Origin of the sequence: Enterobacter sp. K16B (assembly GCF_020216105.1) — a bacterium.
In the GTDB taxonomy this organism is placed as follows: Bacteria; Pseudomonadota; Gammaproteobacteria; order Enterobacterales; family Enterobacteriaceae; genus Enterobacter; species Enterobacter sichuanensis.
The window spans coordinates 32,097-54,084 of sequence record NZ_JAIWJZ010000037.1 but is presented as its reverse complement, the minus strand read 5'-3'; the positions used below and the strand labels follow the sequence as shown (position 1 = coordinate 54,084).

The following is a 21,988-nucleotide window of genomic DNA, read 5'->3' as shown; positions in this document are numbered from 1 at the left end:
CACTCCTTAGCGCTGGAACGGATAAACCGATCCCAGCTGCAGGATTGATGTTAACGCGTCAAGCGCCTCGCGACCTTCGCGTAACAGCTGCGGGTCAACGAGGTCAGCCTGCGTTAACCGGTCGCGATAGTAGCGGTCCACCCAGTCGTTCAGGGTAGTAAACAGCGTCTCATTCATCATCACTGCCGGGTTAACGGCCTGCATTTCTGACTGCGTCAACACCACGCGCAGGCGCAGACAGGCCGGTCCGCCGCCGTTGGCCATACTTTCGCGCAGGTCAAACACCCGCAGCTCGTCAATCGGGTTATCGGCCTTCACCAGCTCGGTCAGGTAACGCCACACCCCGCTATGATCTCGCGACTCCTGCGGCAGCACCAGCATCATGCTGCCGTCATCACGGCTTAGCAGCTGGCTGTTGAACAGATACGTTTCGACCGCATCCTGGACGCTCACCGCCCGGGTAGGCACCTGAATCGGCATAAAACCGGGTACGCGTTCATGCAGCGTGGCGAGCAGCTTCTCCTGATGGGCAAACGCCTGCTCGTGGCAGAAAAGGACCTGACGGTTCGAAACGGCGATCACGTCGTTATGGAACACGCCCTGGTCGATCACCTGCGGGTTTTGCTGGGCAAAAATCACCTGCGAAGGATTGACCTGGTTCAGGCGGGCGACCGCCTGGCTGGCGGCCAGCGTCTGGCGCGCAGGATAGCGAACAGGGGCAGAATGACCGCCCTCCTCGCGCCCGTAGATAAACAGCTGCACGCCGGGTTCACCGTAATCGCCCCCCAGCCGGTTATGGTTGGCCGCACCTTCGTCGCCAAACATTGCCACCTGCGGCAGAGCCGGATGCACCGCAAAATGGGCGTCATGGTTGAATATGGCGCGCAGCACGCGCTCGGTGGTTTCTGCTTCGGTGGCGCGGTGGAATTTGTTATTCAGGTTCGCCACCGTCAGATGGACTTTGCCATCCAGCGTGTCGGCTGACGGGGCGACGGTGGCCGCGTTGGCGACCCACATCGAAGAGGCCGAACTTGCCGCAGAGAGCAGGTGCGGCGTTTGCGTTCCCGCTTTTTCAACGACCTGCTCATCGCTGCCAGTGAAACCGAGCTGACGCAACACCGCCACGTTCGGGCGTTCCTGCGGCGGAATAACCGCCTGCGGGAAACCGGCATCCGCCAGCGCTTTCATTTTCAACAGCCCCTGCTTCGCCGCCAGCTTCGGGTTGGAGACCTGAAAGCGGTGCTTCGTCGAGGCTTCATTACCAAAAGAGAGACCGGCGTAGTGGTGCGTCAGCCCCACCAGCCCGTCAAAGTTGACTTCACGCGCTTTCATGACGTTCCCCTCCGGTAAAGTCCAGCCCCGGATTAAGCGTTTCCGGCAGCGTCAGCGCCGGGCTTTCCAGGCTCGCCATCGGCCATGCGCAGTAATCCGCGGCATACCACGCACTGGCGCGATGGTTGCCCGACGCGCCCACGCCGCCGAACGGTGCGGTGCTCGCGGCACCGGTCAGCGGTTTGTTCCAGTTCACAATCCCCGCACGCGCTTCCAGCAGCAGCTGTTCAAACTTCTCACGCTGCGGCGAAATCAGTCCGCTCGACAGACCGTAGCGGGTGTTGTTGGCCATTGCGATGGCGCTGTCAAAATCGTCATAACGCCAGACGCAGAGCAGCGGACCAAAGACCTCTTCATCCGGCACGTTGCTCGCCCCGCTCATCTCAACGATGCCCGGCGTCAGCAGCGAGGTACCCGGCTGAACCTGCTTCGGTTCGAGCAGGGTTTTCGCCCCGCGAGCGACGTGGTCCTGCCAGGCCTTCAGCACGTTTTGCGCGGCCTGCTCGGAAATCAGCCCACCGATAAACGGCTGCGGGTCGGCATCCCACGCGGCGGGCACCAGACGCGCACTCACCTCAACCAGACGTTTAAGGAACGCATCCCCCTGCGCGCCCCGTTTCACCAGCAGACGGCGGGCACAGGTGCAGCGCTGTCCGGCGGTAATAAAAGCAGACTGAATCGTCAGGTGCACCGCGGCATCGATATCATCAGGATCTTCCACGATCAGCGGGTTGTTGCCGCCCATCTCGAGGGCGAGGATTTTTTCCGGCTGCCCCGCCAGCTGGCGATGCAGTTGATAGCCCGTCCCGGCGCTGCCGGTAAACAGCAGGCCGTCGATATCGCTCAGCGCGCTCAGCGCCTGACCGGTTTCACGCCCGCCCTGCACCAGATTCAGCACGCCCGGCGGCAGGCCCGCCTGTTCCCACAGCTTAACCACCGCCTCGCCGGTGAACGGCGTTAACTCACTCGGCTTGAAAATAACGGTGTTGCCCGCCAGCAGCGCCGGCACGATGTGGCCATTCGGCAGATGCCCCGGGAAGTTGTACGGACCAAACACCGCCAGCACGCCGTGCGGACGGTGGCGCAGCGTGGCCGCGCCGTCCGGCATCTCGGTATGCTGCTCGCCGGTGCGGGTGTGGTAGGCCTTCACTGAAATGGCGATTTTATTGATCATCGCCGTCACTTCCGTAGCCGCTTCCCAGCGCGGTTTACTGGTTTCAGAGGCAATAATGCGCGTCAGCTCGGCTTTGTTCGCCTCCAGCAGCCCGGCGAACTTTTCAACAAGCGCCTGGCGCACGGCGAAAGGCTGTTTTGCCCACGCCGGAAACGCGCGACGGGCGGCATGGCAGGCTTGTTCCACCTGCGCGGCGCTGGCGTCGTTCCCCTTCCAGAGCACCTCTTTACCTACCGGATTGGTTTTTACGCGCTGTTCGCCTTCGCCCGTGACCCAGTCACCGTTAATCCATAATGTCATGCTGTTTTCTCCTCAGGGCAGAGACGCACCAGGCGAACCGTATCGCCGGCGTTACATTTCAGGGCATCCAGTTCTGCAGCCGTCAGTACCAGACGTTCACATTTCGGGTTGGTCCGCACCAGCATGGCGCGGAAGTTGGTGTAATTTTCGTTCGCCACCAGGCACGCCGGCCAGTCACCCGGCGCGGGCTGACCTTCGGCAACTTCAACCAGCCGGCTTTTACGGATCGCACGGACGCGGTCGATATCGCACTCAAGCGTTGGCCCACCGTCAAAGATGTCCACATAGTTACGGTAGCGGAAGCCCTCTTTCTCCAGCACCGCGCGGGCAGGCGCGGTTTGCGGATGGACTTCGCCGATCACCGCCTGCGCTTCCGGCGTTAAGAAATGGGTGTAAATAGGATGCTTCGGCATCAGCTCAGCGATAAAGGCTTTCTGACCGGTGCCACACAGGTAGTCCGCCCGGCTGAACTCCATCGAGAAGAAGCGCTCGCCCAGGCTCTCCCAGAACGGCGAGTAGCCTTTGTCGTCGATCACGCCGCGCATCTCCGCAACCACTTTTTCGTTGAAGCGATCGCGGAAGGCGGCCATAAACAGAAAGCGCGATTTGGAGAGCAGATAGCCGTTGCCCTCTTTGCGCCACGCCGGGTCGAGGAACAGCGTGCAGAGCTCGCTGGCGCCCGTGTGGTCATTACAAAGAAACAGCGTCGGCAGCGCGTTATAGACGTTCAGCTCTTTCGAGGCATGTACCATGGTGCCAACGCGGTAGTTGTACCACGGGTCGTTAAGCCCCACGGCCACTTCAATGGCGCAGATCCCGGCCACGGTTCCCGTGGTGGTGTCTTCCAGCACGAACACATATCCCTGTTCGCTTTTTGGCAACGTCCCCTGCCAGGTTTGCAGGGCGCGCTCAATGCGCGCCGACAGCGTTTTTTCATCGGCAGGAAGCGAGGTCAGCCCGCCTCCCGTCTTACCGGCAAGCTGCATGAGCCCGGCGAGATCGCCGCGCTCAACGGGACGGATGACCATCATGATGACACCCCGGACTTCACCTGTTCACACGCCAGCGCAAAACGGTCCAGACCGGTTTGCACCTCTTCCTCGCTGACAATCAGCGCAGGAGCAAAACGCACCACGTTGGCACCGGCAATCAGGACCATCACGCCCATTTTTGCCGCTTCCTGTGAAATAAGTTTAGCTTTTCCGGCAAACTCAGCGGTGAGCTCACAGCCAATTAACAGCCCCAGACCGCGAATTTCTTTAAACAGCCCCGTTTTGCTGTTGATGGCATTCAGACGCTCAACAAACCAGTCGTGACGCTGCTTAACGCCTTTCAACACCTCTGGGGTATTAATAATGTCGAGAACCTGCCCGGCGACGGCGGTGGCCAGCGGGTTGCCGCCGTAAGTGGTGCCATGGGTGCCCACGGTCATCACGCTGGCGAATTTATCGGTGGTCAGCATCGCCCCAATCGGGAAGCCGCCGCCCAGCGCTTTGGCAGTAGAAATCACGTCAGGCGTAACGCCGTAGTGCATATAGGCATACAGCTCACCGGTACGGCCCACGCCGGTCTGCACTTCATCGAAAATCAGTACCGCATTGTGACGATCGCACAGCTCACGCAGCCCCTGCAGGAACGCTTTTTGTGCCGGAAGAACGCCGCCCTCACCCTGCATCGGCTCGACAATTACCGCACAGGTGGTGTCGTTGATCAGTTCGCTGGCGGACTGCAGATCGTTATAAATACCGTGACGGATATCCGGCGGCAGCGGTGCGAAATCCTGCGAGTAAGCAGGCTGGCCGCCCGCGCTGACGGTAAAGAGCGTGCGCCCGTGGAAGGCATTTTTAAACGCCACGATACCGCTCTTGTGGGCACCAAACTTGTCGTGGGCATATTTGCGAGCCAGCTTCAGCGCCGCTTCGTTGGCTTCCGCCCCTGAGTTACAGAAAAAGACTTTTTCGGCAAACGTCGCGTCGATCAGCTTTTTCGCCAGGCGCAGCGCGGGCTCGTTGGTAAAGCCGTTGCCGGTATGCCAGAACTTCGCCGCCTGGTCATTCAGCGCCTGACGCAGCGCCGGGTGCGCATGGCCCAGCGCGTTCACCGCAATCCCACCCGCAAAGTCGATATACTCTTTACCCTGCTGATCCCACAGGCGCGAGCCTTCCCCACGAACCGGAATAAAAGCCGCCGGAGCGTAAACCGGCATCATCCATTCATCGAAATTTTCACGCGTAATTGACAGAGACATAGCGACCTCATCCGGTAAATAAAAGGTTATTTGAATGTTAAATAATTGAGTGTTTGCACTGTGAATGTAGATTGCAGCCTTCGTGCCAGCCAGCGATAAAAATGCATAAACGGGTTGGATGAACAGAATATCAATGAGTTACAATATGGAGTTATTCACTGTTAATGCATAAAAAGTGAATATTTTTACGACAAGCGGCGCTTTGCCGCATGAAAATCAGAAAGAGTATGCACAAGCCAAATATAATTCTGGAATTGTGATCGCTCGCGAAATTTATCGGCCATTTACGCCCTGTTTGAGGGCGATGCGCGTCAGAATGGTGCAAATATTGCACCACCGGCATTATCTGTCGCAGTTATTGGTCGAAGCCGGTAACAGTTGACGCAAATTCTGCTACCATCCTTGCACTATTCACCTTGCACTGGCAGCGACTATGAAATTTGTCTCTTTTAATATCAACGGCCTGCGTGCCCGCCCTCATCAGCTTGAAGCTATCGTTGAGCAACATCAGCCGGATGTGATCGGCCTGCAGGAGACCAAGGTCCACGACGACATGTTCCCTCTCGAAGAGGTGGCGAAACTCGGTTATAACGTCTTTTACCACGGTCAGAAAGGTCACTATGGCGTCGCGCTGCTGACCAAAGCGCCGCCGGTTTCCGTACGCCGCGGCTTCCCCGGTGACGGTGAAGAAGCCCAGCGCCGCATCATCATGGCGGAAGTGCCTTCTGCACTCGGCAATATCACGGTCATTAACGGCTATTTCCCGCAGGGTGAGAGCCGTGACCACGAGACAAAATTCCCGGCCAAAGCGAAGTTTTATCAGGATCTGCAGGACTTCCTGACAACCGAACTCAAAAAAGAGAATCCGGTGCTGATCATGGGCGACATGAATATCAGCCCGACGGATCTCGATATCGGTATTGGCGAAGAGAACCGCAAGCGCTGGTTGCGTACCGGCAAATGCTCTTTCCTGCCGGAAGAGCGTGAGTGGATGGAGCGCCTGCTGGGCTGGGGCCTGGTGGATACCTTCCGCAATGCCAACCCGGAAACGCAGGACCGCTTCTCCTGGTTCGACTATCGCTCAAAAGGCTTTGACGACAACCGTGGCCTGCGCATCGATCTTCTGCTGGCCAGTGCACCGCTGGCAGAACGCTGCATCGAAACCGGGATCGACTACGATATCCGCAGCATGGAAAAGCCGTCCGATCATGCGCCAGTGTGGGCGACCTTCAAGCTGTAATGACGCGTGAACAGTCGAAAAATCCTTCTCCTGTGCGCCCTTCTGGGCGCATTTATTCTGACGTTTGTTCTGCTTCCGCCGGGTACACTCTCTCTGGAAGAGATTAAAACGCATCAGCAGGCGTTACTCGCCCACGTCGACCACGCGCCGCTGCAGAGCGCCATGATCTTTTTTGCGCTCTATGTGCTGGTTTCCGCCCTGTCGATACCGGGTGCAGCGATACTGACCCTGCTGGGTGGGACGCTGTTTCCCCTGGGAGAAGGCATCGTGCTGGTCTCATTTGCCTCGACGCTCGGGGCGACGCTTGCGATGCTCGCCAGCCGTTATCTGCTGCGTGAGTGGGTCCAACAGCGATTTGCTCAGCAGATGAAAACGGTTAACGCTGGCATGACGCATGACGGTGCGGGCTATCTTTTTGCCCTGCGCCTGATGCCGCTGTTTCCGTTTTTTCTGGTGAATTTGCTGATGGGGCTGACCCGCATGGGGGTATTCCGCTACTGGTGGGTGAGCCAGGTGGCGATGCTGCCCGCGACGGTTGTCTTTCTGAACGCCGGGCGCGAACTGGGAAAAGTGGCATCGCTTCGCGATATTTTGTCGCCGGGCATGGTATTCGCCTTTACACTACTGGGGTTATTACCGCTGGTCACGCGCCAGCTCTTTTCCCGTTACACCCCCTTGTCTAAAAAGTGAGGCATTATGCGCCGTGTGCGTTTTTGCGCGTTTCTGACCGGCCTGCTGCTGGCAGCCCCCCTCTGTGCTGCCGACAGCTGGCAGGCAACCCAACAACAGGCCAAAGGCCAGACCGTCTGGTTTAACGCCTGGGGCGGCGACCCGGCGGTCAACCGCTATCTGGAGTGGGTCAGCGGTGAGATACAAACGCACTATGCCATTACCCTTAAGATCGTCCCGCTGGCGGACGCTGCCGACGCGGTAAAACGCATTCAGACGGAAGCCGCAGCAGGGCGTAAGAGCAACGGCTCCGTCGATCTGTTGTGGGTCAACGGTGAAAATTTCCGCACGTTAAAAGAGGCTAACCTGCTGCTGAGCGGATGGGCACAGACGCTGCCGAACTGGCGCTATGTCGATACCCGCAAACCCGTTACCGAAGACTTTGCGGTGCCCACCGACGGGGCGGAATCGCCGTGGGGCGGCGCACAGCTGACCTTTATCGCCCGCAAAGGCAGCATGCCAGCGCCACCGGCGGATCCGCAGGCGCTGCTGGCTTACGCACAGCAGCATCCGGGTAAGATGAGCTACCCTCGCCCACCCGATTTTACCGGCACGGCATTCCTTGAGCAGCTGCTGCTGGCGCTCACCGCTCGTCCACAGGCGCTGCAAAAAGCGCCCGATGATACCTTTGCCCAGGTGACCGCGCCGCTGTGGGATTATCTCGACACACTCCATCCCCTGCTGTGGCGCGAAGGAAAAGATTTCCCGCCCTCACCTGCCCGGATGGATGCCCTGCTTGCCAGCGGCAGTCTGAACCTGTCGCTGACATTTAACCCGGCCCATGCGCAGCAAAAAGTCGCCCGCGGCGAACTGCCCGCCGACAGCTACAGCTTTGGTTTCCACGGCGGAACGATCGGTAACGTCCATTTTGTGGCGATTCCGGCCAACGCCCGCGCCAGCGCAGGCGCGAAGGTGGTCGCCAATTTCCTGCTCTCGCCGCAGGCGCAGATCCGCAAAGCTGACCCCGCCGTCTGGGGCGACCCAAGCGTGCTGGATGCCAGGGCGCTGCCTGACAATGAAGCAACGCGCTTGCAGGCCTATACGCCTCAGGGGCTACCGAAGGTGCTTGCAGAGCCGCAGTCCGGCTGGGTGAACGCGCTGGAGCAGGAATGGCTGCGTCGTTACGGCACCCGCTAAGCGGGCTGGTCTGGCTGGCGATGGCGGTTATCTATCTGCCGATCCTGCCCGCTGGCGCCATGCTGTTAGCCCCGGCGTTTTCTGCGGCAAACTGGCAGAGGCTGCTGGACGACCCGCAGCTTCCACAGGCGGCCCTCGCCACGCTGGTCTCAACGCTCATCGCCACGCTGGGCGCGTTGCTGATTGCCCTGATTTTCGTCAGTCTTTTCTGGCCCGGCAAACGCTGGCGACGTCTCACCACGCGCCTGCCGTGGCTGCTGGCGATCCCGCACGTGGCGTTTGCCACCAGCGCGTTACTGCTGTTTGCCGAGGGCGGGCTGTTCTATCAGCTCTGTACCGTCTGTACGGCTCCCTTTGACCGCTATGGCGTTGGGCTGGGGCTGACGCTCGCCGTAAAAGAGAGCGCGTTTGTGCTGTGGGCAATTTACGCCGTACTGCCGGAAAAACGGCTGGCACAGCAGAAGATCGTCCTGCGAACCTTCGGGTACGGGCGGTTTCAGATACTTAACTGGCTGATCCTCCCGGCGATCGCCCCTCTCCTCGGCGCGGTGATGCTGGCGGTACTGGCGTGGTCGCTGTCGGTTGTGGATGTGGCGATCGTTCTCGGCCCCGGAAATCCGCCTACCCTGGCCGTGCTGGCCTGGCAGTGGCTGAGCCAGGGCGATGCCGGGCAGCAGGTGAAAGGGATGCTGCTGTGTCTGGTTCTGCTTTTGCTGCTGGCTGCGCTGGCCGCCCTGGGGTACGGCTTCTGGAAGGCATGGCGCCGCACGGTTGCCGACCTCACCGGGACGCGCCGCCGATCTCAGCGCATTCTGCCTGAACGTGCAGTAAGCGGGTTTCTGCCCGCATGCGGCGTCCTGTGCGCTGCGGTGCTGCTGATGCTGGCGCAGCGGGACGACGTGGGCCCTGTGGGGAACAGCCTCTCCTTCGGCCTGCTGTCGAGCCTGCTCGGTCTGGTCGTCAGCGCGCTCTGGCTGGAATGGGGACCGCAGCGCGGCACAGTGTGGGTATGGTCTCCGCTTGCCCTTCCGGCGCTGCCGCTCGTCACCGGCCAGTATACGATTGCGTTGCAGCTGGGGCTCGACGGGCAGTATGCCGCCGTGCTCTGGAGCCATCTGCTGTGGGTGTTACCGTGGATGCTGCTGGTGCTGCAACCTGCCTGGCGCCGGATCGATCCCCGGCTTATCCTTACCGCCAGAACGCTGGGCTGGCGACGGACAAAAATCTTCTGCCTGCTGAAATGTCCGCTGCTGATACGCCCTGCGCTGCTGGCCTTTGCCACCGGTTTTTCCGTCAGCATGGCGCAGTACATGCCAACGCTGTGGCTGGGCGCAGGGCGTTTCGCCACGCTGACCACCGAAACCGTCGCGCTCAGCAGCGGGGGCAGCATTCCGGTTCTGGCAAACCGGGCGCTGGGGTTACTGCTGGTTACGGGGGCCGTGTTTGGTCTTGCCGCCCTGCTATCCCGGTTCGTGGGCCACTACCGCCAGGGATTACGTTAATGTTGCAGGTAAAAAATCTCACCATCGAACCGCTGTTCCGTGAGGTCAATTTTTGCGTGCCCCGCGGGGAGATAGTCACCCTGATGGGTCCCTCCGGCAGCGGAAAATCGACCCTCTTTGCCTGGATGGTCGGCGCGTTGTCAGACGATTTTCAGGCGCGTGGCGAACTGTGGCTCGACGCGCGTCGCTGCGACGCCCTTCCCGTGGAATCCCGCGGGCTGGGTATTCTCTTTCAGGACGCGCTATTGTTCGAGACATTCAGCGTCGGGCAAAATCTGCTGCTGGCGTTGCCTGAGCGGATCGTCGGAGGCGCGCGTCGGGAAGCGGTCGAGCAGGCGCTGGACTCCGCCGGTCTGGGCGGCCGTTACGCCAGCGATCCGGCAACCCTCTCCGGCGGGGAGCGCGCCCGGGTCAGCCTGTTGCGGGCCCTGCTCGCGGAGCCGCAGGCGCTGCTGCTGGATGAACCGTTCAGCCGCCTCGATAAAACGCTACGGGCCTCATTTCGGCAATGGGTATTTGACGCCATTCGCGCACGCGATATTCCGGTGGTGCTGGTCACCCACGATGAGGACGATATTCCGCCCGGCGGCGAGCTGATTGAGATTTCTCGCTGGCAATAATGTGCTAACGCAATGTTTTCCATGACGGGAGAGACGACAATGCCCCCCTCTTTTACTGACGTCAGGTTATTCGATGAAACGTGTTTCTCAACTGACCGCGCTGGCCCTGCTCTGCGGCCTCGCCTCTTTTTCCTCTCTGGCCGCTGATATGCCCAACGCGATGACTCTGTCCCAGCTTCAGGCACAGCACGGCACGCCTGTCGACACCCGCGCCAGCGCCTTCTATAACGGCTGGCCGCAAACGCTCAGCGGTCCCTCCGGGCATGAACCCTCCGCACTTAATCTGTCAGCCGCCTGGCTGGACGCGATGAGCGACGAGGAGATTGCGCTGTGGGCCAAACAGCATCAGCTTACCCCCACGACGACTATCGCGCTGTACGGGGACGCGCGCGATAACCAGGCGGTGAGAGCCCGTCTGGAGAAAGCTGGATTCCATTCTGTTTCGCTGCTCAGCGATGCCCTGCAGACGCCCGAGCGCCTTCAGCGCCTGCCCCATTTCGAACAGCTCGTCTACCCGCAGTGGATCCATCAGCTTCAGCAGGGTAAACCAGTGGTTGCCGCACCGGAGGGTGACTGGAAAGTGATTGAGGCCGCCTGGGGCGTGCCGAAGTTTTATCTGCTGAATCACATTCCCGGCGCGGGCTATATCGACACCAACGAAGTGGAGAGCGAGCCCCTATGGAATAAAGTCTCCGACGATAAGCTGAAAGCGATGCTGGCGAAGCACGGGATCCGTCACGACACCACCGTCATTTTGTATGGCCGTGACGTCTACGCCGCCGCGCGCGTGGCGCAGATTATGCTCTATGCGGGGGTGAAAGATGTGCGCCTTCTCGATGGCGGCTGGAAGGCGTGGTCAGATGCCAACCTTCCGGTTGAGCGCGGTACGCCAGCGAAGGTGACGCCGGCCCCTGATTTTGGCGCGCCGATCCCCGGTCAGCCGCAGCTGATGGTTGATATGGCGCAGGCACGCGGGATGCTGCACCGTCAGGATGCCTCCCTGGTCAGCATTCGTTCGTGGCCGGAGTTCATCGGCGAAACCAGCGGCTACAGCTACATCAAGCCCAAAGGTGACATTGCCGGTGCCCGCTGGGGCCACGCCGGCAGCGATGCCACCCACATGGAAGATTTTCATAACCCGGATGGCACCATGCGCACAGCTGACGATATTGCCGCCATGTGGAAACGCTGGAACATTCTGCCGGAACAACAGGTCGCGTTTTACTGCGGCACAGGCTGGCGAGCGTCTGAAGCCTTCATGTACGCCCGGGCGATGGGCTGGAAGAAAGCCGCGGTCTATGACGGCGGCTGGTACGAATGGAGCAGTCACCCGCAGAACCCGGTCTCCACCGGCGAGCGCGGGCCCGACAGCGCCCGCTAAGCGTGACGTGATTTAAGCGTCACGTACCCGCTCCAGATGCGCGTTGTGGTGGTCAGCCAGCACAGCGCGCCAAATACCCACGCCAACAACGCAAAGTGCGCCGGAAACAGGCAGCACAGCACAAACAGCGCGATGGTCTCTGTCCCTTCCGTTAACCCGCCGAGGTAATAAAACGACTTATGCGCATAGCCGGGGTTGTCAATGTCGTGCTTCGCGGCCAGCGCCGCAAACGCCAGAAAAGTGCTGCCGGTGCCGATAAACGCAAAAAGCAGCCAGGCGGCAGGCAGCGCATTCTCAGCGGGTGCCGCCAGCGCAAAACCAAACGGCACCAGGGCGTAGAACAGAAAATCGAGCGCGATATCGAGAAATCCCCCTGCGTCCGTCAGCCCTCTCCGACGCGCCAGCGCGCCGTCCAGACCATCCAGCAGGCGGTTGAGAGCAATAGCGACCAGCGCCGCCGGGTACCAGCCAAGGGCCAGAAACGGCAGCGCCAGCACGCCGATGGCAAACCCGGTCAGGGTTAATCCGTCGGGGGTGATGCCCGGCTTATCCAGTACGGACACCAGTCGATTCAGTGTCGGTTTTATCCGCGGGTGCAGGTGGCGATCAAGCATGAGGCGTCTCGTTAAACGTGGCACACAGGCCCTGAGCCGGAATATCCAGGGCGGCATTGAAGCGGGCAGAGAGATTCTGAAACGCAATGAGCGCCGTCATCTCGGTAATCGCGTCGTCCGTGAAGTAATGTTTCAGCGCCGTTCGGATGGCCTCATCCGCCCGAGGCGGCGTGGCGGTCACCGCCTCGGCGTAGGCCAGCGCCGCACGCTCCTGGCTCGTGAACAGCGCGGAGTCTTGCCAGTTGCTCACGGCCTGAACTTTATCCAGCGCCCCACAGCGTTCGGCCAGCCGCAGGCTATTGGCATCGATACAGAAAGCGCAGTGGCAAAGTTGCGATACCCGCGTCATGAGCAGCGAGCGCAGCACGGGCGTCAGGCGCGCGTGACGACGCTCCAGAAAACCGACAAACAGCGCCACCAGCCAGAAAAGACGCGGCATACGTCCCCACCAGCGCGTGGGGTTTAGCACGGCGCCAAAATGTTTTTTCTGCATGGCGGCAATCGGTTTTAAACTCGCCGGAAGGGTTGGGATGGGGTCGACCCAGGTGTACGTCTCTTTCACCGGATTCTCCTGATGGCTGGACTCTGACAAAGGGCACGATAATATGGTGTTTTTCGTTATTAAGTATTGACGCCCATGCTAAAAACAGTCGATGTCGTTGCGGCCATCATCGAAAAAAACGGCAACATTTTACTGGCACAGCGCCCTGCTCACGCTGACCAACCAGGGATGTGGGAATTCGCCGGCGGAAAGGTGGAAGCTGGCGAAACACAACCGGAGGCGCTTATCCGCGAACTGCAGGAAGAACTCGGTATTGTGGCCCTTCCGGGCCAGTATGTCGCCAGCCACCAGCGGGAGGTCTCGCAGCGGTTGATCCACCTGCATGCCTGGCACGTGCCCGCTTTTAGCGGCGAGCTCACGGCGCACTACCACAGCGCGCTGGTGTGGTGTACGCCAGAAGAGGCGTTCAGCTACCCCTTAGCCCCGGCCGATATTCCGCTGCTGGAAGCGTTTATTGTTTTACGCGACGCCAGACCAGCGGGTTCGTGCTGATGGCGCGCTCATCGCGCTGGCACTGCAGCAGCACGCCGTCCGCCTTCACCACCGCCCCTTCGGAATAGTTCTGATCCTGATAGATGCAGCACTGGTTACAGGGCTGCGCTCTCTGGCCGCTGGAACTAAAGACCTCAGGCGGGACATTCACTTCCACATCCGGGCGAATACGGTCAGCCTGCGCGCCGGCCGAGAACATCAAACATAACGCGGTGAATACATAACGGTTCATAGACTTATCTTCCTGTCGTGTCCTGATAAAGACTATAACGGTTAATCCACGCGGAACCTTTAATTTATCTCACCATCGCTTTTTGTTATGACCCGGCCCGGGTCATTAATTTCCCTTTCGGCATGAATTTCTGCTTGCTTCACAAAGCGGTGCGGGTGGTATAGTCAAAAAAACAACACAAATTGCATAAGCAATAGACACAAATAACTATAAGAGGTTCTTATATCTATGGATCAGACACGCTCTCTGGAAAGTTTCCTTGCCCATGTTCAGCAGCGCGACCCGCATCAAAGCGAGTTCGCCCAGGCCGTTCGTGAAGTGATGACCACCCTGTGGCCCTTCCTTGAAGAAAATCCACGTTATCGTCAGCTGTCTCTGCTTGAGCGCCTGGTTGAACCAGAGCGCGTTATCCAGTTTCGCGTGACCTGGGTGGACGATCGTAATCAGGTTCAGGTTAACCGCGCGTGGCGCGTGCAGTTTAACTCCGCCATCGGGCCGTTTAAGGGCGGGATGCGTTTCCACCCCTCCGTTAACCTGTCGATTCTCAAATTCCTCGGCTTCGAGCAAACCTTTAAAAATGCGCTGACCACCCTGCCGATGGGTGGCGGTAAAGGCGGAAGTGATTTCGATCCCAAAGGCAAAAGCGAAGGCGAAGTGATGCGTTTCTGTCAGGCGCTGATGACCGAACTCTACCGCCACCTTGGCCCGGATACCGACGTGCCAGCGGGAGATATCGGCGTCGGAGCCCGCGAAGTGGGCTTTATGGCAGGGATGATGAAAAAGCTCTCTAACAACAGCGCCTGCGTCTTCACCGGCAAAGGGTTGTCCTTCGGCGGCAGCCTGATCCGCCCGGAGGCCACGGGCTACGGCCTGGTCTATTTCACTGAGGCGATGCTCAAGCGCCACGGCCTGGGCTTTGAAGGGATGCGCGTGGCGGTGTCCGGCTCCGGTAACGTGGCGCAGTATGCTATCGAAAAAGCGATGCAGTTTGGCGCCCGCGTGGTGACGGCATCAGACTCCCGAGGCACGGTGGTGGATGAAGCCGGTTTTACGGCGGAAAAGCTGGCACGCCTGTGCGCAATCAAAGCCAGCCGCGATGGCCGTCTCGCCGACTATGCCGCAGAGTTTGGCCTGACCTGGCTGGAAGGCAAACAGCCGTGGAGCGTGCCGGTGGATATCGCCCTGCCGTGCGCCACGCAGAACGAACTGGATGTGGACGCCGCGCGGACATTAATTAGCAATGGCGTGAAGGCGGTGGCCGAAGGGGCCAATATGCCAACCACCATCGAGGCGACCGATCTGTTCCTGGAAGCGGGCGTGCTGTTTGCGCCGGGCAAAGCCGCCAACGCAGGCGGCGTGGCGACCTCCGGTCTGGAGATGGCGCAAAACGCCGCGCGTCTCGGCTGGAAAGCGGAGAAAGTGGATGCGCGTCTGCACCATATCATGCTGGATATTCACCACGCCTGCGTGGAATACGGCGGAGAGGCGTCGCAAACCAACTACGTGCGCGGCGCGAATATCGCCGGGTTCGTCAAGGTGGCGGATGCGATGATTGGGCAGGGTGTGATTTAAGCAATCGCTGCGTTTTCAACCTGTAGGCCCGGTAAGCGTTAGCGCCACCGGGCTTTTTTCAGGCCGCAGAACTGTTTTCGCCGGGTGGCGGCTACGCCTTACCCGGCCTACGGTTTAAGAGGCTGGCGCGCTCTTTTTCTTTTTAAACGGTTTCTTCGCACCGCTCCCCGGTGCCACCATTCCTCTGAACCGCTTCACCGGCGTGCTGCGCGCCTGATCGATCAGCTGATAAAGCGTCCCCACCAGCGGCTGCATAAAGTCCTGATAACGACACTGCTTTTCGCTGATCTGCGTCAGCACCGATTCCCAGTGCGCGGTCATGTCCGGCCTTGCGGCCAGCTCCGGCAGGGAATGAATCAGGGCGCGTCCCGGCTCAGTCGAATGGATATAGCGTCCTTTTTTCTCCAGGAAACCGCGTTTAAACAGCAGCTCGATGATTCCGGCACGGGTCGCTTCGGTGCCCAGACCGTCGGTGGCGCGCAGGATCTTCTTCAGATCTTTATCCTGCACAAACCGGGCGATCCCGGTCATCGCCGACAGCAGCGTCGCATCGGTGAAATGGCGCGGCGGCTGCGTCTGGCGCTCAACCACTTCCCCTTTCTCGCACAGCAGCTCGTCGTCTTTAGCCACCACCGGCAGCGGCGTGCCGTCGTTCTCTTCGTCGCGCTCTTTACTGCCAAGCAGGGTGCGCCAGCCCGCTTCCGCGAGGAAGCGCGCTTTGGCGACAAACTTGCCTTTGGCAATGTCCAGTTCGATAACGCATTTGCGGAACACCGCATCCGGGCAGAACTGCATCAGGTACTGACGGGCGATCAGGTTATAGACCTTCGCTTCGTTATCCGTCAGGTTAACGCTGCTGGCGCGGGCCGTCGGGATAATCGCGTGGTGGGCATCCACCTTCTTATCATCCCAGCAGCGGTTGTGAGTGTCCGGGTTCACCGCTGGCTGCGGCAGCAGATCCGGCGCGTGGACGCTAATGGCGTTCATCACCGCGTGGCGTCCGGCAAAATGCTCTTCCGGGAGGTAACGGCTGTCCGAACGCGGATAGGTGATGAGCTTGTGGGTTTCATACAGCTTCTGGCAGATGTCCAGCACGTTCTGCGCGCTAAGTCCAAAGCGCTTCGCGGCCTCAATCTGCAGGGCAGAAAGTGAAAACGGCAGCGGAGCGGGTTCTGATTCCCGTTTATCGTTATAGCTGGTCACGATGGCCGGTTGCCCGGTGATGCGGTTAACCACATGCTCCGCCAGCGGACGATGCAGCAAACGCCCCTCTTCATCCTGATACGATTCGCAGGCATCGCTCGGCTGCCAGACAGCGGTAAAGCGCTCCTCTTTCGGGGTGACGATATGCGCTTTCACTTCAAAGAAATCTTTGGCGACGAAATTCTCAATCTCTTCGTCGCGACGCACCACCAGCCCCAGCACCGGCGTCTGCACGCGGCCCACGGAGAGCACGCCCTGATAGCCAGCGTTACGCCCAAGGATGGTGTAGGCGCGGGTCATGTTGATGCCGTACAGCCAGTCCGCACGCGCGCGGGCCAGCGCGGAGACGCACAGCGGGATAAACTCGCTGTTGGCGCGCAGACGCGAGATCGCACGCTCAACGGCCTGCGGGTTGAGGTCGTTAATCAGGCAGCGTTGTACCTGCTGGCGCTTTTCCGGTGCCAGCTCCAGGTAGTCCAGCACTTCATCCACCAGCAGTTGCCCTTCCCTGTCCGGGTCACCCGCGTGCACGATCTCAGCCGCTTCATGCAGGAAGCGCTTGATCACGTTGAGCTGTTTGGTGACCGAAGGTCGGGGCTGCAGGCGCCATTTTTCGGGCACGATGGGCAAATCATTCAGATTCCAGCGGGCGTAGCGGCTGTCATAGACATCCGGCTGCGCCTGCTCAAGCAGGTGACCAATACACCAGGTGACCACCTGCCCGTTACCGCATTCAATAAAGCCGTCGCCTTTGCGATGCGGTTTAGGCAGCACATCGGCGATGGCTCGTGCCAGACTCGGCTTTTCGGCAATAAACAACCGCATCGAATTAACGAATCTCAATCATCGGTCGGCCACCGCGTGCGGTCACCAGCTCGCCGATCGCCGTCAGGGTAATGCCAAACTCGGCTGCCGTCGCCTGAACTTCGGCTTCGGACTCCGGCGTAACCGCCAGCAGCAGACCGCCGGAAGTTTGCGGATCGCACAGCAGGTTGCGCCATTCTTCAGGCATTTCTCCCATCAGATGACCGTAGCTGGCGAAGTTGCGCTGGGTACCGCCCGGGACTGCGCCCTGAGCAATGTACTCTTCCACGCCTGGCAGTTTCGGCACGTCCTGATACCAGACCTGCGCCTGCACGCCCGCCCCCTGACACACTTCGGAGAGGTGTCCCAGCAGACCAAAACCGGTCACGTCGGTCATCGCCTTCACGCCGTCAATATTGGCGAAAGCGGCACCCGCGAGGTTCATCTGGCACATGACTTCTGTCGCCAGCCCCTGGTGCTCTGGTTTCAGCAGGGATTTTTTCTCGGCAGTAGTCAGCACGCCAATGCCCAGCGGCTTGGTGAGGAACAGCTTGCAGCCCGCCTGCGCGGTGCTGTTACGCTTCACGCGCTCGGTCGGCACCACACCGGTGACGGCCAGCCCGAAGATAGGCTCCGGCGCATCAATCGAGTGACCACCGGCCAGCGCAATCCCCGCCTGCTGACAGGCGAAACGCCCGCCATCTATCACCTCGCGGGCAACTTCTGGCGGGATGGTGTTGATCGGCCAGCCCAGAATAGCGATCGCCATAATCGGTTTGCCGCCCATGGCGAAGATATCGCTGATTGCGTTGGTGGCCGCAATACGCCCGAAGTCGAACGGGTTGTCGACGATCGGCATAAAGAAGTCGGTGGTGCTGATAATGCTGGTGCCGTTACCCAGGTCATAAACCGCTGCATCGTCACGCGTTTCGTTGCCGACAAGCAGGTTCGGGTCGACAAACTTCGCCTGTTCGCTGTGCAGGATGGTCTCCAGCACTTTCGGGGAAATTTTACAACCGCAACCGGCTCCGTGGCTGTACTGCGTTAAACGAATGGTTTGCTCGCTCATGGACGTCTCCTGTCATCTCAATCGCGCTATGGTAGCGCTCATTCCATAAAGAGGTAAGTATGACTGTCTGAATTCTGCGGCAGATGCTCAGAATCCAGACAGTTTAGCGTGCGTTATCAGAAACGGCTGACGAAAGGCGTGGTGTCCGGCACGCTGATAGTGCTGGAGGCTTTGAGCTGCGGGGTACCGAGATAGAGGAAACCGACAATTTTGTCATGCTCGCCGCAGCCAAAACCGTCACGGACCGCCGGGCTTTCGGTCAGCGGACCGGTGCGCCAGATGCCGTTGAAGCCTTGCGCGACAGCGGCCATTTGCATCGCCATCACGGCGCAGCCGGCAGACATTTCCTGTTCCCAGACCGGCACCTTATGATCAGCCTGGCATTTTGCCACGACAGCGATGATCATCGGGGCGCGGAACGGAGCATTACGCGCCTTGTCGATACCTTTCTCATCCTGCCCTGCGGCCACCGCGCCCTGCTCCAGCAGTTGGCTGAAACGATCGCGGCCTTCGCCTTCAATCACAAAGAAGTGCCACGGCTGCAGAGTGCCATGATCGGGCGCACGCATACCGGCACGCAGAATGTTCTCCAGCTGTTCGCCCGCCGGGGCCGGTTCGGCCAGACGTGAAGCGCTACGGCGGTTAACAAGCAGTTCGAGTGCATCCATTGGTTAACTCCTTTCTTGAAATTTACTCACAAAATTAACACGACGGCAGATTTTGTTACAGCCTGGCAGGCGATTCCTGCTGACAAGTGGCGGTTGGGTCATTACGATAACCCAACATTACCGTCCAGTGGCGACGGAAACAGTCATTTTCTGGTTAGGGAGAATACATGCGAACCCTTTGGCGAATCTTTGCCGGTTTCTTTAAATGGACGTGGCGACTGCTCAACTTCGTCCGCAACCTGGTGATGAACATCTTCTTCATTTTCCTGGTTCTGGTTTGCGCGGGCATCTGGATGCACATCAGTAACGCGAATCAGGCGCAGCATTCGACTCGCGGGGCGCTGTTACTCGATATCACCGGCGTTATTGTTGATAAACCGTCCGCCAGCAGCCGTCTGGGGGTAATCAGCCGCCAGCTGTTTGGCGCGACATCAGACCGTCTGCAGGAAAATTCCCTGTTTGATATTGTCGATACCATTCGTCAGGCCAAAGACGACCGAAACATCACCGGGATCGTGCTGGATCTGAAAGATTTTGCCGGCGGCGATCAGCCTTCCATGCAGTACATCGGTAAAGCGCTGCGCGAATTCCGCGACAGCGGCAAGCCGGTGATTGCCGTGGGCGACAGCTACAGCCAGGGGCAATATTATCTGGCGAGCTTTGCCAATAAGATCTGGCTCTCCCCGCAGGGCACGGTCGATCTGCACGGTTTTGCCACCAACGGGCTGTATTACAAATCGCTGCTCGACAAGCTGAAGGTCACCACCCACGTCTTCCGCGTCGGGACTTATAAATCTGCCGTTGAGCCGTTCATCCGCGATGATATGTCCCCTGCCGCCCGTGAAGCGGACAGCCGCTGGATTGGCGAACTGTGGCAGAACTATCTGGGCACCGTTGCCGCTAACCGCCAGATTACGCCGGAACAGGTGTTCCCTGGCGCACAGGGCGTGCTGGACGGTCTGCGTAAAGTGGACGGTGATACCGCGAAATATGCGCTCGACAACAAACTGGTTGATGCCCTGGGCACCAGCGCCGAGATTGAAAAATCCCTGAGCAAACAGTTTGGCTGGAGCAAAGAGGACAAAAATTACAGCGCCATCAGCATGTACGATTACTCGGCGAAAAAACCGGATGAGAACGGTGACAGCGTCGCGGTGGTCTTTGCCAACGGTGCCATCATGGACGGTGAGGAGACGCCGGGGAACGTGGGCGGTGATACCACGGCATCACAAATCCGCGATGCGCGCCTGGATCCGAAAGTGAAAGCGATTGTGCTACGGGTGAACAGCCCTGGCGGCAGCGTCAGCGCCTCCGAGGTGATCCGCGCTGAACTGGCTGCCGCGCGTGCCGCCGGCAAGCCGGTCGTCGTCTCAATGGGCGGAATGGCCGCCTCCGGGGGGTACTGGATCTCCACTCCCGCTAACTACATCGTGGCTAACCCAAGCACATTGACCGGATCAATTGGCATCTTCGGGGTGATCAACACCGTGGAAAACAGCCTGGATTCTCTGGGCGTGCATACCGACGGCGTGGCGACCTCCCCGCTGGCGGATGTGTCTGTGACAAAATCTCTGCCGCCGGAAGTCTCTGAGATGATGCAGCTCAGCATTGAGAACGGCTATAAACGCTTTATCACCCTGGTGGCGGATTCGCGTAAAAAGACGCCTGAGCAGATCGACCAGATTGCCCAGGGCCACGTCTGGACCGGCCAGGATGCGAAGAGCAACGGTCTGGTCGACAGCCTGGGCGACTTCGATGACGCGGTGAAGAAGGCCGCTGAACTGGCGAAGCTGAAACAGTGGCATGTTGAATACTATCAGGACGAGCCGTCGTTCTTCGATATGGTCATGGACAGCATGTCCGGCTCCGTGCGCGCCATGCTGCCGGAGGCGCTGCAGGCCTATCTGCCTGCGCCCGTCGCCACGGCGGCAAAAGCGATGAAAGCGGAAAGCGATAAGCTCGCGGCCTTTAATGATCCACAAAGTCGTTACGCGTTTTGCCTGACCTGCGCGAACGTCCGTTAAAAACCGTCCCCTCTTCTCGCGAAGAGGGGATTTTTTTCTTTTGAAGAACAAGAACTCACTACCATGCAGAAGAAATCGATTTATGTAGCCTACACTGGCGGTACCATCGGTATGCAACGCTCTGAAAACGGCTATATCCCCGTCTCCGGTCACCTTCAGCGTCAGCTTGCGCTGATGCCAGAATTCCACCGTCCGGAAATGCCTGACTTCACTATCCACGAGTATGAGCCGCTGATGGACTCCTCCGATATGACGCCAGAAGACTGGCAGCACATCGCGGATGACATCAAAGCCCATTACGACCAGTATGACGGTTTCGTGATCCTCCACGGTACCGACACCATGGCTTTTACCGCCTCGGCGCTCTCCTTCATGCTGGAGAATCTGAGCAAGCCGGTTATCGTGACAGGCTCGCAAATTCCGCTTGCGGAGCTGCGCTCCGACGGTCAGATCAACCTGCTGAACTCCCTGTACGTAGCGGCGAATTACCCAATTAACGAAGTGTCGTTGTTCTTTAACAACCGCCTGTATCGCGGCAACCGCACCACCAAAGCCCATGCCGACGGGTTTGACGCATTCGCTTCACCCAACCTTCAGCCGCTGCTGGAAGCCGGTATTCATATTCGTCGTCTGGGAACCCCGCCTGCGCCAAACACCGCAGGCGAGCTGATTGTGCATCCGATCACGCCGCAACCGATTGGCGTGGTCACCATCTACCCGGGGATCTCTGCGGACGTGGTGCGTAACTTCCTGCGTCAGCCGGTGAAAGCGCTGATTCTGCGCTCCTATGGCGTGGGCAATGCGCCGCAGAACGGCGAATTCCTGAAAGAGCTTCAGGAGGCCAGCGAGCGCGGAATTGTAGTGGTGAACCTGACGCAGTGCATGTCCGGTAAAGTCAATATGGGCGGCTATGCCACCGGCAACGCGCTGGCGCATGCGGGGGTGATCAGCGGCTTCGACATGACCGTTGAGGCAACGCTGACTAAACTTCACTATTTACTGAGCCAGGATCTGGATATTCAGTCCATTCGCAGCGCGATGATGCAAAACCTGCGCGGCGAACTGACGCCTGACGAATAAGGAGG

The 21,988-nt window shown here is 59.5% G+C and carries 20 protein-coding genes; 10 read left to right on the top strand and 10 right to left on the bottom strand.

Translation table 11 applies throughout. The features are described 5' to 3' along the window. Positions 1-6 precede the first annotated feature (6 nt). From astB to LDK53_RS09485, 4 genes are read right to left on the bottom strand one after another with little or no spacing between them, the layout of a single operon-like run. Positions 7-1,332: an N-succinylarginine dihydrolase gene (astB, locus tag LDK53_RS09500; protein WP_104556287.1), complete on the bottom strand. Its 1,326-nt coding sequence runs from the start codon at positions 1,330-1,332 to the stop codon at positions 7-9. Beyond that, positions 1,319-2,806, bottom strand: coding sequence for a succinylglutamate-semialdehyde dehydrogenase (astD, locus tag LDK53_RS09495; protein ID WP_059385754.1), 1,488 nt, complete (start codon positions 2,804-2,806; stop codon positions 1,319-1,321). The genes astB and astD overlap by 14 nt, the downstream gene beginning before the upstream one ends. After that, the gene (gene astA, locus LDK53_RS09490; RefSeq protein ID WP_025757366.1) at positions 2,803-3,837 is read right to left on the bottom strand and encodes an arginine N-succinyltransferase; all 1,035 of its coding nucleotides are present in this window, start codon (positions 3,835-3,837) and stop codon (positions 2,803-2,805) included. The genes astD and astA overlap by 4 nt, the downstream gene beginning before the upstream one ends. After that, positions 3,834-5,054, bottom strand: coding sequence for an aspartate aminotransferase family protein (locus tag LDK53_RS09485; RefSeq protein WP_225285891.1), 1,221 nt, complete (start codon positions 5,052-5,054; stop codon positions 3,834-3,836). The genes astA and LDK53_RS09485 overlap by 4 nt, the downstream gene beginning before the upstream one ends. Positions 5,055-5,487: 433 nt before the next feature. Here LDK53_RS09485 and xthA point away from each other — a divergent pair, with 433 nt between their 5' ends. The 6 genes from xthA to LDK53_RS09455 all read left to right on the top strand — a co-directional run bounded on the left by xthA (position 5,488) and on the right by LDK53_RS09455 (position 11,663). Then, positions 5,488-6,294, top strand: a complete 807-nt coding sequence (gene xthA / locus LDK53_RS09480; RefSeq protein WP_045285263.1) for an exodeoxyribonuclease III — start codon at positions 5,488-5,490, stop codon at positions 6,292-6,294. 6 nt (positions 6,295-6,300) lie between these two features. Further along, on the top strand, positions 6,301-6,984 hold the full coding sequence (locus LDK53_RS09475; protein ID WP_225285878.1) for a TVP38/TMEM64 family protein: 684 nt from the start codon (positions 6,301-6,303) through the stop codon (positions 6,982-6,984). Between the two features lie 15 nt (positions 6,985-6,999). Next, the gene (locus LDK53_RS09470) at positions 7,000-8,160 is read left to right on the top strand and encodes an ABC transporter substrate-binding protein (protein ID WP_412174825.1); all 1,161 of its coding nucleotides are present in this window, start codon (positions 7,000-7,002) and stop codon (positions 8,158-8,160) included. After that, a complete protein-coding gene (locus LDK53_RS09465) occupies positions 8,133-9,662 on the top strand; it encodes a thiamine ABC transporter permease (RefSeq protein ID WP_225285839.1) in 1,530 nt (509 codons plus the stop codon). The genes LDK53_RS09470 and LDK53_RS09465 overlap by 28 nt, the downstream gene beginning before the upstream one ends. Next, positions 9,662-10,282, top strand: coding sequence for an ATP-binding cassette domain-containing protein (locus tag LDK53_RS09460; RefSeq protein WP_225285837.1), 621 nt, complete (start codon positions 9,662-9,664; stop codon positions 10,280-10,282). Before LDK53_RS09465 ends, LDK53_RS09460 begins: the two co-directional genes overlap by 1 nt. Before the next feature lie 73 nt (positions 10,283-10,355). Continuing rightward, positions 10,356-11,663, top strand: coding sequence for a rhodanese-like domain-containing protein (locus LDK53_RS09455; RefSeq protein ID WP_225285827.1), 1,308 nt, complete (start codon positions 10,356-10,358; stop codon positions 11,661-11,663). On the opposite strand, the gene LDK53_RS09450 is transcribed toward LDK53_RS09455, so the two are convergent. Together LDK53_RS09450 and LDK53_RS09445 are read right to left on the bottom strand one after the other, a co-directional pair. Beyond that, on the bottom strand, positions 11,660-12,277 hold the full coding sequence (locus LDK53_RS09450) for a CDP-alcohol phosphatidyltransferase family protein (protein ID WP_094918947.1): 618 nt from the start codon (positions 12,275-12,277) through the stop codon (positions 11,660-11,662). The two genes, LDK53_RS09455 and LDK53_RS09450, sit on opposite strands and share 4 nt — an antisense overlap. After that, positions 12,270-12,839: a carboxymuconolactone decarboxylase family protein gene (locus LDK53_RS09445; RefSeq protein ID WP_225285825.1), complete on the bottom strand. Its 570-nt coding sequence runs from the start codon at positions 12,837-12,839 to the stop codon at positions 12,270-12,272. The genes LDK53_RS09450 and LDK53_RS09445 overlap by 8 nt, the downstream gene beginning before the upstream one ends. A gap of 75 nt (positions 12,840-12,914) precedes the next feature. Between LDK53_RS09445 and LDK53_RS09440 the strand changes: the two genes are divergently transcribed. Continuing rightward, complete coding sequence (locus tag LDK53_RS09440; RefSeq protein WP_025757375.1) at positions 12,915-13,331, top strand: pyrimidine (deoxy)nucleoside triphosphate diphosphatase; 417 nt, start codon at positions 12,915-12,917, stop codon at positions 13,329-13,331. On the opposite strand, the gene LDK53_RS09435 is transcribed toward LDK53_RS09440, so the two are convergent. Further along, positions 13,291-13,563: a YnjH family protein gene (locus LDK53_RS09435; RefSeq protein WP_025757376.1), complete on the bottom strand. Its 273-nt coding sequence runs from the start codon at positions 13,561-13,563 to the stop codon at positions 13,291-13,293. The two genes, LDK53_RS09440 and LDK53_RS09435, sit on opposite strands and share 41 nt — an antisense overlap. Before the next feature lie 228 nt (positions 13,564-13,791). On the opposite strand from LDK53_RS09435, the gene gdhA reads away from it, so the two are divergent. Further along, positions 13,792-15,135 carry an NADP-specific glutamate dehydrogenase gene (gdhA, locus tag LDK53_RS09430; RefSeq protein ID WP_225285822.1) on the top strand — a complete coding sequence of 448 codons (1,344 nt, stop codon included), beginning with the start codon at positions 13,792-13,794 and terminating at the stop codon, positions 15,133-15,135. Positions 15,136-15,249: 114 nt separating this feature from the next. Here gdhA and LDK53_RS09425 read toward each other — a convergent pair whose 3' ends face one another. The 3 genes from LDK53_RS09425 to LDK53_RS09415 all read right to left on the bottom strand — a co-directional run bounded on the left by LDK53_RS09425 (position 15,250) and on the right by LDK53_RS09415 (position 18,879). Continuing rightward, entirely contained in the window at positions 15,250-17,163 is a 1,914-nt protein-coding gene (locus LDK53_RS09425) for a DNA topoisomerase III (RefSeq protein ID WP_025757378.1), read from the bottom strand. A 4-nt stretch (positions 17,164-17,167) separates the two neighbouring features. Beyond that, entirely contained in the window at positions 17,168-18,211 is a 1,044-nt protein-coding gene (gene selD, locus LDK53_RS09420; RefSeq protein WP_023616289.1) for a selenide, water dikinase SelD, read from the bottom strand. 116 nt (positions 18,212-18,327) lie between these two features. Beyond that, positions 18,328-18,879 carry an NAD(P)H nitroreductase gene (locus tag LDK53_RS09415; protein WP_045285253.1) on the bottom strand — a complete coding sequence of 184 codons (552 nt, stop codon included), beginning with the start codon at positions 18,877-18,879 and terminating at the stop codon, positions 18,328-18,330. Positions 18,880-19,046: 167 nt separating this feature from the next. Here LDK53_RS09415 and sppA point away from each other — a divergent pair, with 167 nt between their 5' ends. Continuing rightward, the gene (gene sppA / locus LDK53_RS09410) at positions 19,047-20,903 is read left to right on the top strand and encodes a signal peptide peptidase SppA (protein WP_225285820.1); all 1,857 of its coding nucleotides are present in this window, start codon (positions 19,047-19,049) and stop codon (positions 20,901-20,903) included. A gap of 63 nt (positions 20,904-20,966) precedes the next feature. Next, positions 20,967-21,983 carry an asparaginase gene (gene ansA / locus LDK53_RS09405; protein ID WP_008500705.1) on the top strand — a complete coding sequence of 339 codons (1,017 nt, stop codon included), beginning with the start codon at positions 20,967-20,969 and terminating at the stop codon, positions 21,981-21,983. Positions 21,984-21,988 lie beyond the last annotated feature (5 nt).

Coding starts and splice junctions, on each gene's coding strand:
- LDK53_RS09440 (WP_025757375.1), top strand. CDS start 12,915: ATGCTAAAAACAGTCGATGTCGTTGCGGCCATCATCGAAAAAAACGGC.
- LDK53_RS09435 (WP_025757376.1), bottom strand. CDS start 13,563: ATGAACCGTTATGTATTCACCGCGTTATGTTTGATGTTCTCGGCCGGC.
- LDK53_RS09465 (WP_225285839.1), top strand. CDS start 8,133: ATGGCTGCGTCGTTACGGCACCCGCTAAGCGGGCTGGTCTGGCTGGCG.
- LDK53_RS09460 (WP_225285837.1), top strand. CDS start 9,662: ATGTTGCAGGTAAAAAATCTCACCATCGAACCGCTGTTCCGTGAGGTC.
- astA (WP_025757366.1), bottom strand. CDS start 3,837: ATGATGGTCATCCGTCCCGTTGAGCGCGGCGATCTCGCCGGGCTCATG.
- astD (WP_059385754.1), bottom strand. CDS start 2,806: ATGACATTATGGATTAACGGTGACTGGGTCACGGGCGAAGGCGAACAG.
- sppA (WP_225285820.1), top strand. CDS start 19,047: ATGCGAACCCTTTGGCGAATCTTTGCCGGTTTCTTTAAATGGACGTGG.
- LDK53_RS09450 (WP_094918947.1), bottom strand. CDS start 12,277: ATGCTTGATCGCCACCTGCACCCGCGGATAAAACCGACACTGAATCGA.
- LDK53_RS09415 (WP_045285253.1), bottom strand. CDS start 18,879: ATGGATGCACTCGAACTGCTTGTTAACCGCCGTAGCGCTTCACGTCTG.
- xthA (WP_045285263.1), top strand. CDS start 5,488: ATGAAATTTGTCTCTTTTAATATCAACGGCCTGCGTGCCCGCCCTCAT.
- ansA (WP_008500705.1), top strand. CDS start 20,967: ATGCAGAAGAAATCGATTTATGTAGCCTACACTGGCGGTACCATCGGT.
- selD (WP_023616289.1), bottom strand. CDS start 18,211: ATGAGCGAGCAAACCATTCGTTTAACGCAGTACAGCCACGGAGCCGGT.
- astB (WP_104556287.1), bottom strand. CDS start 1,332: ATGAAAGCGCGTGAAGTCAACTTTGACGGGCTGGTGGGGCTGACGCAC.
- gdhA (WP_225285822.1), top strand. CDS start 13,792: ATGGATCAGACACGCTCTCTGGAAAGTTTCCTTGCCCATGTTCAGCAG.
- LDK53_RS09485 (WP_225285891.1), bottom strand. CDS start 5,054: ATGTCTCTGTCAATTACGCGTGAAAATTTCGATGAATGGATGATGCCG.
- LDK53_RS09455 (WP_225285827.1), top strand. CDS start 10,356: ATGAAACGTGTTTCTCAACTGACCGCGCTGGCCCTGCTCTGCGGCCTC.
- LDK53_RS09425 (WP_025757378.1), bottom strand. CDS start 17,163: ATGCGGTTGTTTATTGCCGAAAAGCCGAGTCTGGCACGAGCCATCGCC.